The organism is Chloroflexus sp. (genome assembly GCF_034432675.1).
Classification (GTDB): Bacteria; Chloroflexota; Chloroflexia; order Chloroflexales; family Chloroflexaceae; genus Chloroflexus.
The window spans coordinates 1-11,135 of the sequence record NZ_DAOUBI010000156.1; the positions used below are offsets into that span (position 1 = coordinate 1).

Below are 11,135 nucleotides of genomic sequence, written 5' to 3' on the forward strand. Positions count from 1 at the left end.
AGCCATGCTGCCGCGCAGACATTGCTCGGATGCACGAGGTCATCTGAAACGCCCGCCCCTGCCTCGCCGGTATGGCGTGCGGCAGCTCTGCATGCACCCTCGTCAACTCAGGTCTAACAATGGCTACCTTCTGGCACTGTTGTCGTTTTCAGACAAAATAGAGCGTACAAAAAGCGTTCACTATGCTATAATTGCAAACAATCATACGTTCTATCTGGTAGTATGACCATGAGTGATCTGATCAGTATAAAAGGTAGCCGCGACGGACTACGACTTCGCTTGGATGCCAATGTTGCCTGGTCGGAACTGTTACACCGGCTTGATCTTCATCTGGGTGAACGTCAAAGCTTCTTTCACGGCGCCAGTCTGGTGATCGATCTGGGTGAACGCGAAGTGTCGTCGGCACAATTGGATGAAATGTTAGCGCTCATCCGGCAGCACGGCGTGCAGGCCACAGCTATTGACGCAACGGAGCGTTCAACGCGGGCGGCTGCACGTTCGGTTGGTTTGACGGCACGACCATTATCGCGTTCCCCTGAAGCAACACCGATGCCAGAGGCCGAAGCCTTACTGGTCATGCGTACATTACGATCAGGCCAGGTATTGCGTCATACCGGCCACATTACGCTGATCGGTGATGTCAATCCAGGCGGTGAGATTATTGCCGGCGGCAGCGTGGTGGTTTGGGGGCGGTTGCGTGGTTTGGTTCATGCCGGTGCGTTAGGTGATCGTAGCGCGATTATTTGTGCGCTTGAATTGCGCCCGACGCAATTGCGAATTGCCGATCTGATTGCACGCGCACCAGATCAACAGGCGTTGAGCCGGCCAGAGTTTGCGCGTGTGATTGCCGGCGAGATTATCGTTGATGGATGGGAAGCCTTCAAGCGCTAGTGGGGTACTATGGGGCGAGTCATAACCGTAACTTCGGGGAAAGGGGGCGTTGGCAAGACGACAACCACCGCCAATCTGGGTACGGCGCTGGCCATGCGTGGTGCCCGCGTTGCTGTGGTCGATGCCGACATTGGCCTGCGCAATCTTGATGTCGTCATGGGGCTGGAAAATCGCATCGTCTACGACCTGGTTGATGTTGTTGAGGGTCGTGCCCGTTTACGGCAGGCATTGATTAAAGATAAACGCCTGCCGGAATTGTGTTTATTGCCGGCTGCACAGACACGTGATAAGGATGCGGTGAGTGCCCAACAAATGATCGATCTGACCCGTCAGTTACGGGCGGAGTTTGATTTTGTCTTGATTGATAGTCCGGCTGGTATCGAGGCCGGCTTTCGCAATGCTATCGCCGGCGCTGATGAGGTGATCATTGTTACCACACCGGAGGTGTCGGCGGTACGCGATGCAGATCGAATTGTCGGTCTAATCGAGGCCGCCGAGAAAGGGCCGGCTTCGCTGATTATCAACCGCATCAAACCGCGTCTGGTGAGCCGTGGTGAGATGCTCTCGGTTGAGGATGTGCTGGAGCTACTGGCAATCTCGCTCCTGGGGATTGTTCCCGAAGATGAAACAATTGTGATTGCTACCAATCGCGGTGAGGCCGCAGTGTATGATCCAAACTCGCTGGCCGGTCGTGCCTATATTAACATTGCGCAACGGTTGGCCGGTGAAGATGTGCCGGTGATGGCGATTCCCGATCAACAAGGCATGCTTGATCGGCTGCTTAGTTTGTTTGGGCGGCGACGAACATAGACGAAAGGAGTGCCTGTGTCGTTTCTCAACGGCCTCTTCGGTCGAAAACGCGACTCCAGCGCCGAACTGGCCAAGCAACGGCTGTTGACGGTGCTGATCGACGACCGTTACAAATTGACACCGGAGATGATGGCGCAGATGAAAGCCGATCTGGCGGAAGTGCTAAAGCGCTACTTGCCAGCAATTGATGCCGAGCAGATCGAAGTTACCTTGAGTCGGGGTGAGGCTCACGATTTGCTTAAGGCTGATGTGCCGCTGCGCCGCGCAACCGATCATCCGTCGAACCAGTAGCTGTATCGTTCACTGTTGCCGCTATAATACAGGGCGACGAATCACGCAATGGGTGGTTCGTTCGCCCTTTCGTGTCAGCGGAATCGAGGAAGAACACAATGGGACAGGAAGAGAGGCCTATTCGTTTTTCGTATCAGGCGAAATGGATTAGTGGTGGCCTGATCGTCGTGCTGACAATCTGGTTGTTGTTTGCAGTGACGCATATTTTGCCGCCATTTATTGGTGCGATCATCACTGCCTATCTGTTTAATCCATTGATTGGCTGGTTGCACCGCCGTACTCGTATCGGTCGTGCGATCTGGATTATCGTGCTCTACATTGTGGCGTTTTTCGTTTTGTACAGTCTGTTTACGGCACTCTGGCCACGGATTGTGCAGCAAAGCCGTGATCTGGCCGCTAACGCACCCGTGATCATTCGAGAATTGACGATCTTTTTTGAGCAAAATCAGACCATCGAAGTTGGTGATTTTGTGATTAGTCTGGCACCGCTGGAAGCACAGGTTATCGGTTTAATTCGCGATGTGGCCGGTTGGCTGAGTGGAAATGTACCCAAGATCGTTTTTTCTGCCCTGGAAAGTGTGATTTATCTGTTGGTGTATCTGATCATTACGTTCTATCTGTTGTTGCAGGCACCCCAGTTGAAAGCCTGGTCACGGAGTCTCATTCCTGCACCTTACCGACGCGAAATAGGGCACCTCGGCTATCAGATTGATCGTGTCTTCAGCGCGTATATTCGCGGTCAGTTGATTTTGATCGTGATTATGTCGGTGTTACTCTATATTCCACTTTCTATTTTGCAGGTACCATACGCGCTGGTGATAGCAGTTGCGTCTGGGGTGTTGGAGATTTTGCCGATCATTGGGCCATGGTCGGCTGCCGGCATCGCGATGACCGTAGCGCTCTTTCAGCCGGTGACGCCGTTTGGTCTTTCTAACGTCGCTCTGGCCGTGTTGCTCGGTATCATCTATTTTGTGTTGCGCCAGATCGAAGATCATTTTATCATTCCCAACGTGATGGGGCCGCTCGTCTGCCTGCATCCGGGTGTGGTCATCTTTGCGATTCTGGCCGGCGGTGCTCTGGCTGGTGCCTTCGGTCTCTTTATCTCAATTCCTATCGCAGCCGTTATTCGTATTCTGCTCAGTTATATCTATCGAAAATTGACCGATCAGCCCGAAACGCCATCTGATACCGATCAACCGCATACAGCGACTCGGCAAGAAGCGGTGACCGGTGAAGTGGCGCTCGGTTCACAGGGATAATCGTATGAAATATTGTTCGCTTGATCCAGACGTCGGTACCCTCTATCTCTACTTCACCGACATTGAAGAGGGGCAGGCGACGGCAGTAATGGAATATCCGGTTAGCCTGTTGCTTGATGCGCAAGGGGCAATCTTCGGTTGCCGACTCGATCTCGACGATGAGGTGATTCTTAGCCAGCTCGAACTCGTGCTGGAGGGGCCGTATAACTGGCTCGACGGGGAATATGGCCATCTCTACGTTCGGATTGCCGATGAGGACCCGGTAGAGACGATCACGTTGAGCGAGACGGCCATCCTCGATCTTGATGATGATGATCTGGTGTTGGGGATTGAGCTGGCGTTGCCGGAAGAGTGGCGTACTCCCGAACGATTGCAACGGTTGACGCCGTTGATGGTGACATTCGACGATGAACCGGTTGACGGTGAAGGGCCGGTTGTGTTCACGCCGCCGGCAATCTCTGCCGATGATCTGTCTGAGTCAGACGAAGAACCGGCAACGCCGGTTGCAGAAGAGCCGCTTCAGTGGCGGTCGGGTTTTGTCGCGCTGGTTGGAAAGCCGAATGTCGGTAAGAGTACGCTGCTCAATGCATTGTTGGGTGAAAAAGTTGCTATTGTCTCACCTCGCCCTCAGACGACGCGCGTCCCGGTACGCGGTATTCTTTCACGACCGGGAGAGCAGATTATCTTCATCGACACACCCGGTATTCACGAACCCAGTCATCGATTAGGAAAACTGATGGTCGAACTGGCCGAACGTACGCTCCCCAACGCTGATGTGATCTGTTTTATGGTTGACATAAGTCAACCGCCTACTCGGCTTGATCGGATGATTGCGCAGCAGGTGCAGCGTGCTCGCGGGCATAAGCTGTTGGTGTTGAATAAGGTTGATCAGAAGCCAAAACGCCCCGGTGAGAATTATCTACCCGCCTATCGTGAATTGGGGCAGTGGGAGATGGAGATTGCGATCTCGGCCCGACGTCGGTTAGGGCTGGCAGCGTTACTGAGCGAGATTAGCGCCCGTTTACCCGAAGGCCCACCACTCTATCCGCTTGATCAGATGACCGATCAAACCGAGCAGCAACTGGCTGCCGAGTTTGTGCGTGAGAAAGCTCTCTTCTATCTTCAGCAAGAGGTACCGCACGCCATTGCCATTGAAGTTGAAGAGTGGCAAGAGAAAGAGACGGCCACCTACATCCGTATGACAATTAATGTCGAGAAGGAGAGCCAGAAAGGTATCCTGATCGGTGCTGGTGGTGGTATGCTGAAGAAAATAGGCAGTGCTGCCCGCGCTTCGATTGAGCGCATGCTAGGGCGACCGGTGTACCTCGATTTGTGGGTCAAGGTGCGTCCAAACTGGCGTGATGACCCGAGCGCATTGGGCTGGTTAGGGTACCGGGCGAAGAATTTTCTGTGATTGCAACTCAATCATTGTTATCTGCGTATTATCTTGTAGGTTCAGGCCCACTGGTTCAAATACGCGGTAACGATGATGGTGCAACGCTCGCCTGTTACAATAGCATGGAGTCATATGGCTGAGGTGACCGAAATCCTCTGCCCGATCTGTCACAAGCCGAATCTACGGCGGGCGAAATTTTGCCAGCATTGTGGTCACGATGTGGTATTGAACAATGACCGGCCAACCGATCACCGGCGTTACGTGATCACGCGCATTGTGAAGCGTGGTGGCCAGGGTGCTGTGTACGAAGGGATCGATCAGGACGGACAGGTCTACGCGATTAAAGAGATGCTCGACCGCTTTGCCGATCCAAACGAGCGGGCCGAAGCGGTTGAGCGCTTTAACGCTGAAGCCGAATTATTACAACGACTGCGCCATCCGCGTATCCCGCGTGTCTATAGCCATTTTACCGATGAGGGTCGGCACTACCTGACGATGGATTTTATTCGCGGTGAGGATCTCGAACAGATCCTCGAACGCGAAGGGCGCATCGATGAGCAGCGGGTACTGCGCTGGGCCGATGAGATTTGTGATGTGCTCGGTTATTTGCACGGCAAAGGCTTTATCTACCGCGACATGAAGCCGTCTAATGTGATGATCGAGCCATCAGGTGATGTCAAACTGATCGATTTTGGGATTGCCAAGCTGTTTAAGCCAACCGAACGTGGGACGCAGATTGGTACACCAGGCTATGCGCCTCCTGAACAATACCAGGGGCTGGCAACGCCACAGTCCGATGTCTACGCACTGGCTGCCACACTGCATCACCTGTTGACCGGTCGTGATCCCACGCAAGAGATGCCCTTTTCCTTCCCGCCGGTGCGCACACTGGTACCGACGATCTCGGAGCGTACCAGTGCTGCCCTTGAACGCGCATTGCAGAAAGTTCCGGCTGATCGCTTCGCAACTATGGACGAGTTTCGGGCAGCATTAATCCCTGCTCGCCAACCGCAACCGGTACAGGTACAGGTTAGTCGACCGGCATTACCACGTGCCCCTGCTGTACCGGCTGCTGCTCGTCCGGCAGGGCAGACACCGTCGGCTGCTCCGGTGTCGCCACCACGTCCACGGCCACCAATCTTCGCTGATCCTCCGATCCCGCTCCAGGGGATCGGGGCCGCCTCTTCGGCTGGTACGCGAAGGTCAACACCACCAGCCCCCGTTTCACCGGTACAACCGCCACCATCGCCGGCAACATCGTCACGGTCGCGATTGGGTGGGCAGATCGTCCTGTCATTCATCCTGCTGGCTCTCATTGCCTTGACGCTGTTTAGCGGCTACGTGATCGTCACCCGACCTGCCTGGGCTGAGCCGGTCATTGAGCTGATTCTGGGTAATTCTGGCTCCTTGTCTGGCGAATTGCAAACCATTGAATATGAGCTTGAGGCTACTGTTCCAGTTGGAACATCGAACAGGAACCTGCTTGAGGTTTTTCGCATGATGTATCAGGAACGGGTACAGCGCGATCTTGGCAATCAGGCCCAAATCAACCCTAACGTACCCATCAGTTATGTCGGTACACCAACTGAAATTGACCGCAACGGTGACCAGATTACCTACCGGGCACGTTTGACCGGCACAGTCTGGGTGACGACGCCGTAGCTACTGTCAGCACGACTTGTTACCTCTACCTGAAGGTATGGCCGCCCTATAGAGGTTGCAGGTCTTTAGCGAGAGCTTTTACCCACCTGCATACCATTCAAAACATGACAAAAACAGACAGGAGCAGGCTCCAACCCTGCTCCTGTCTGCTTTACCACACGGTATGACTGGCGTGACTACTCCTCAAGGGTTGAGACATCGCCTTCGGGCAGACCGAGGGCACGGGCGCGCAAGACGCGGCGCATAATCTTGCCGGAGCGCGTCTTGGGCAGCGATGTCACAAACGTGATCGAGTCGGGACGGGCAATCGGGCCGAGTTCGTGACCAACGTGTGCCCGCAGCTTCTCTTCGAGATCGTGGCTCGGTTCGTAACCGGCGCGCAGAATCACGAAGGCGTGAATTGCATTGCCCTTCACTTCGTGCGGCAAACCAATTGCAGCCGCTTCGGCTACTGTCGGGTGGCTGACTAGCGCACTCTCGACTTCAGCGGTACCGAGGCGATAGCCTGACACCTTAATCACGTCGTCCAACCGGCCAATGACCCAGATGTAGCCATCCTTGTCTTTACGGGCACTGTCGCCGGCGGCGTAGTAGGGGGGCACCTTCTGCCAGTAGCCTTCGACATAGCGCTGCGGATCATTCAAGACCGTGCGCATCATACCTGGCCACGGGTTCTTAATCAACAGCAACCCATCCTCATCGGGCGCACAGGGTGAACCATCCTCATGGACGACATCAACTTCAATTCCGAGAAAGGGGCGGGTTGCCGAGCCGGGCTTGAGTGGCACGGCGGGTGTCGGCGTAATCATAAAGTGACCGGTCTCAGTCTGCCACCAGGTATCCATAATCGGGCAGCGGCCATGACCGATCTTCTCGTAGAACCATTTCCACGCTTCAGGATTAATCGGTTCACCGACCGAACCGAGCAGGCGCAAGGTGCTTAGATCGTGGCGTGACGGCCAGAGGTCGCCGAACCGCATCAGACCGCGAATGGCGGTAGGAGCGGTGTAGAGGATCGTAATCCCGTGCCTGGCAACCATGCTCCACCAGCGGTCGGGATAGGGATAATTGGGAGCACCCTCATACATAAACGATGTCGCACCATTGATCAGCGGTGCATACACAATGAACGAGTGACCGGTGATCCAACCCGGGTCGGCGGCGCACCAGTAGCGATCTTCGTCCTTAATATCGAAGACAAATTTCAGGGTCGTGTACGTACCGACCATGTATCCACCGTGAGTATGGACAACTCCCTTGGGCTTGCCGGTCGTCCCTGAGGTGTAGAGGATAAAGAGCATATCCTCCGCGTCCATCTCTTCGGTAGGACAATGGCCATTTGCGATTGGCAGGCCAAGCAGATCGTGCATCCAGAAGTCTCGCCCCTGCTCCATCGGGGCGCCGTGGTTTGTGTGGCGGAAGACTAGACAGGTTTGGACGGTCGGCGTGCGTGACAATGCCTCATTGACGATCTTCTTCAGTTCGACCACTTTGCCGCGCATGTAGCCCCCGTCGGCGGTGATCAGCACTTTGCTCTTTGCATCAGCTAGACGGTCGGCAAGGGCGGCTTCCGAGAAGCCGCCATACACAACGCTGTGCACAGCACCGATTTTCGCACATGCCAGCATGCTGAATATCAATTCAGGGATGCGGGGCATATAAATGGTAACAATGTCCCCTTTCTTCACCCCCATGCTCTTCAGCACATTTGCAATGCGTGATACTTCGTAATTGAGCTGATAGTACGAATAGGTGCGCTGACTGCCATCTTCGCCTTCCCAAATCAGGGCAAGCTTATTCTTGCGCCAGGTTTTGAGATGGCGATCAATCGCGTTGTAAACGATGTTTGTCTTCCCGCCCACAAACCACTGATAGAAAGGCTTGTTGCTATCGTCGAGCACCTTGTCCCATGGCTTGAACCATTCGAGCTGGCTGGCCATATCGGCCCAAAACTCCTCGCAATGGCTGATCGTCCACTGATACAGCTCATCGTAGGAATTGAAGCCTTTGCTACGGGCATACGCCATCACATTGGATTGCTCAACCAGCGCCGGATCGGGGTAATACAATTCACTGGTGTCATGCAGCGCCACATCGCGAGTCTCGGTCATGTGTCGAACCTCCTTGTTACGAATCCATGCGGCGGGGTGCTTACATTGCGGATGCTTCGATTATAGGCTGCGCCGCGTATCTGTGTCAAACCATTGCACTGTGGATATTTTCACAATAGCGAATAAATGTGATCAGAGATTAAAGATACGGTAAAGTTTTGCTAAATCGTTATCGCAGAGCGCTCTACGGATGCCTGCCATAGAGCGCTCCAGTCAATTGTTATGAGAGATCGCCGCGCAGCAACTCAATCGCTTCGCGCACCATATCGACGGTGGCGTCGTCTTCAATGGTGCTCAGATCGCCGAGGTTGTCACCCTGATACACGGCACGGATGACTCGTCGCATAATCTTGCCCGAACGGGTCTTGGGTAACATACTCACAAAGTGTACCGCTTTCGGAGTCGCAATCGGGCCGATCCTTTCGCGCACCAGTTGGCGAATTTCGTTGGCGATGTCGTCTTGCATCTGAGGAGTGATATGCTGTTTAAGGACGGCAACGACCAGCACATCTTCGCCCTTCAGTTCGTCGCGCACGCCGATCACACTCGCCTCAGCGACTGCCGGATGCGCCGAAACCACCTCTTCAATCTCGCGCGTGCCCAGTCGGTGACCACTCACATTCAACACTTCATCGGCGCGTCCAAGCATAAACAGGTAGCCATCAGCATCCTTAATCGCATAGTCGCCGGTCATGTAGAGGAGCTTATCCTTGAAGTGGCCCCAATACCCCTTCACGAAGCGCTCATCGTCGTTCCAGAGGGTAAGCAGTGTTCCCGGCGGGAGTGGCCCATGTTCAACCAGAAAGCCCTTTTCACCGGGTGGTACCGGTTTGCCGTCGGCATCAACCACTTCGAGGCGATGACCGAAGGCCGGTTTGGTGGGAGAACCGGGTTTGATCGGCAACAACTCGACGCCGACCGGATTGGTCACCATCGGCCAGCCACTCTCTGTTTGCCAGTAGTGGTCAATCACCGGGACTCCGAGCGCTGCGCTTGCCCATTCGTAGGTTGGGGCATCGAGTGGTTCACCGGCGGCGTACAACAGCTTCAGTGAACTAATGTCGGCGTCACGCATCCAGTGTTCGGGGAATTTGCGCAGTGCCCGTAGCGCAGTTGGTGCCGTGAAGACGTGGGTCACGCCGTATTTTTCAATTACCCGCCACCAGACGCCGGGATCAGGGTGATCGGGCCGGCCTTCATAGACGACTGTTGGTACACCTTTGAGCAGTGGTGCGTACACGATGTACGAATGGCCGACCACCCAGCCAATATCGCTGGTGCTCCAGAAGACATCGCCATCGCCGCAATTGTAGATGGTGCTCATGCTGGCGTAGAGGGCAACCATGTAGCCACCGGTATCGCGGACAACCCCCTTGGGCTTGCCGGTGGTACCCGACGTGTACAGTATGTACGAGGGATCGGTGCTGGCAACCGGTACCGGTTCGACGTAGCACTCACTGCGTTTAGCCAGTTGCTCGTACCAGTCGAGATCGCGACCTTTCTTTAACTCTACCGGTACCAATCCTCGATTCAACACCAGCACATCACGTACACTATCAGTATTGGCTTCGGCCAGGGCCTTATCAACAATCTCTTTCAGTGGTACCGGTTGACCTTTGCGCATACCGGCATCAGCCGTCACAATCAGCACCGGTTCAGCATCATCAATTCGTGAAGCTAACGAGGTTACCGAGAAGCCGCCAAAAACGACCGAGTGAATAGCGCCGATGCGCACGCAGGCCAGCATCGCGAAGATGGCTTCAGGTACCATCGGCATGTAGATGATGATCCGATCTCCCTTTCGCACACCCAGGTTGTGGAAGAGACCGGCCAGTCGGTTCACTTCGCGGTACAGCTCGAAGTAAGTGAGGGTTCGCGATTGTCCGGTTTCAGCACTCTCCCAGATCAGAGCGGCCTGCCCGCGCCTACCGCCCAAGGCGTGACGATCAACGGCGTTGTAGCAAAGATTGGTCTCACCACCAACGAACCAGCGCGTAAAAGGGGGATTGCTATTATCGAGTACCTTATCCCAGGGTTTGTACCAGTGTAGTTCAGCAGCGAACTCGGCCCAATACGCTTCGGGTTCCTCAATCGACCGGCGGTAAACGGCTTCGTAGCCCACAGCGATCCTCCTCTGCGAGTAACAAGGTATCTGTTTACGGGCGACAAAAGGTTATCTTATTATAATCCAAGTTGCTACCTTACGTCACCACAGCGGTGCGGGACGTTGAGCGCGACGGGGGAAGGGGTGGAACACGGATGGACGCGGGTGAGGCGGATGCACGCAGATAGATCGTCACCCAAGGTGCTCCCCTTATATCACCACAGCGACACAGAGGATGGGAAGAAACCAGGTTGCTGCCGTGAGACGCAACGTCGCACGTCCATGGGAACTGGATGCTCACCACGTTGCTGGTGCGATTACGCCATACGGTGTTACGGGCAATGTCGTGCTGGTCATCCTGGCAGTCAGTCTCCGTAGCCTGTCACAGTATAGGTGGCAACTTGAGTTTTCATAGCAGAAACCGAAAAAACTGGTATTGCCCACATTGCTGCGCTATTACTATATCCAGCACCGCTGTAGAACCTGTTTCAAAAAACATCTGCCAAAGGTTATCTCATTCATTGCCGACCGACCCCAATCGTGGCGAGCATCCACAGCATCCGCATGACCAGCCGGGTCAACGGCAGGCCACGCGCCGGATCGTGTGTACG

8 protein-coding genes are annotated in these 11,135 nt (G+C 54.8%); 6 read left to right on the forward strand and 2 right to left on the reverse strand.

Annotation, left to right across the window (positions count from 1 at the left end; genetic code table 11):
• Positions 1 to 228 precede the first annotated feature (228 nt).
• From minC to VAE55_RS11735, 6 genes are all read left to right on the forward strand, one after another.
• Positions 229 to 891: a septum site-determining protein MinC gene (minC, locus tag VAE55_RS11710; protein ID WP_322815963.1), complete on the forward strand. Its 663-nt coding sequence runs from the start codon at positions 229 to 231 to the stop codon at positions 889 to 891.
• 9 nt (positions 892 to 900) lie between these two features.
• Entirely contained in the window at positions 901 to 1,701 is an 801-nt protein-coding gene (minD, locus tag VAE55_RS11715; RefSeq protein WP_012255922.1) for a septum site-determining protein MinD, read from the forward strand.
• A 15-nt stretch (positions 1,702 to 1,716) separates the two neighbouring features.
• Positions 1,717 to 1,992: a cell division topological specificity factor MinE gene (gene minE / locus VAE55_RS11720; RefSeq protein ID WP_322815964.1), complete on the forward strand. Its 276-nt coding sequence runs from the start codon at positions 1,717 to 1,719 to the stop codon at positions 1,990 to 1,992.
• A 98-nt stretch (positions 1,993 to 2,090) separates the two neighbouring features.
• Positions 2,091 to 3,251, forward strand: a complete 1,161-nt coding sequence (locus VAE55_RS11725) for an AI-2E family transporter (protein WP_322815965.1) — start codon at positions 2,091 to 2,093, stop codon at positions 3,249 to 3,251.
• Positions 3,252 to 3,255: 4 nt separating this feature from the next.
• The gene (gene era, locus VAE55_RS11730; RefSeq protein ID WP_322815966.1) at positions 3,256 to 4,665 is read left to right on the forward strand and encodes a GTPase Era; all 1,410 of its coding nucleotides are present in this window, start codon (positions 3,256 to 3,258) and stop codon (positions 4,663 to 4,665) included.
• Positions 4,666 to 4,779: 114 nt separating this feature from the next.
• On the forward strand, positions 4,780 to 6,309 hold the full coding sequence (locus VAE55_RS11735) for a serine/threonine-protein kinase (protein WP_322815967.1): 1,530 nt from the start codon (positions 4,780 to 4,782) through the stop codon (positions 6,307 to 6,309).
• 176 nt (positions 6,310 to 6,485) lie between these two features.
• Here the strand turns inward: VAE55_RS11735 and acs are convergent, their stop codons facing one another.
• Entirely contained in the window at positions 6,486 to 8,420 is a 1,935-nt protein-coding gene (gene acs / locus VAE55_RS11740) for an acetate--CoA ligase (protein ID WP_322815968.1), read from the reverse strand.
• A 220-nt stretch (positions 8,421 to 8,640) separates the two neighbouring features.
• On the reverse strand, positions 8,641 to 10,542 hold the full coding sequence (prpE, locus tag VAE55_RS11745) for a propionate--CoA ligase (RefSeq protein ID WP_322815969.1): 1,902 nt from the start codon (positions 10,540 to 10,542) through the stop codon (positions 8,641 to 8,643).
• Positions 10,543 to 11,135: the final 593 nt, after the last annotated feature.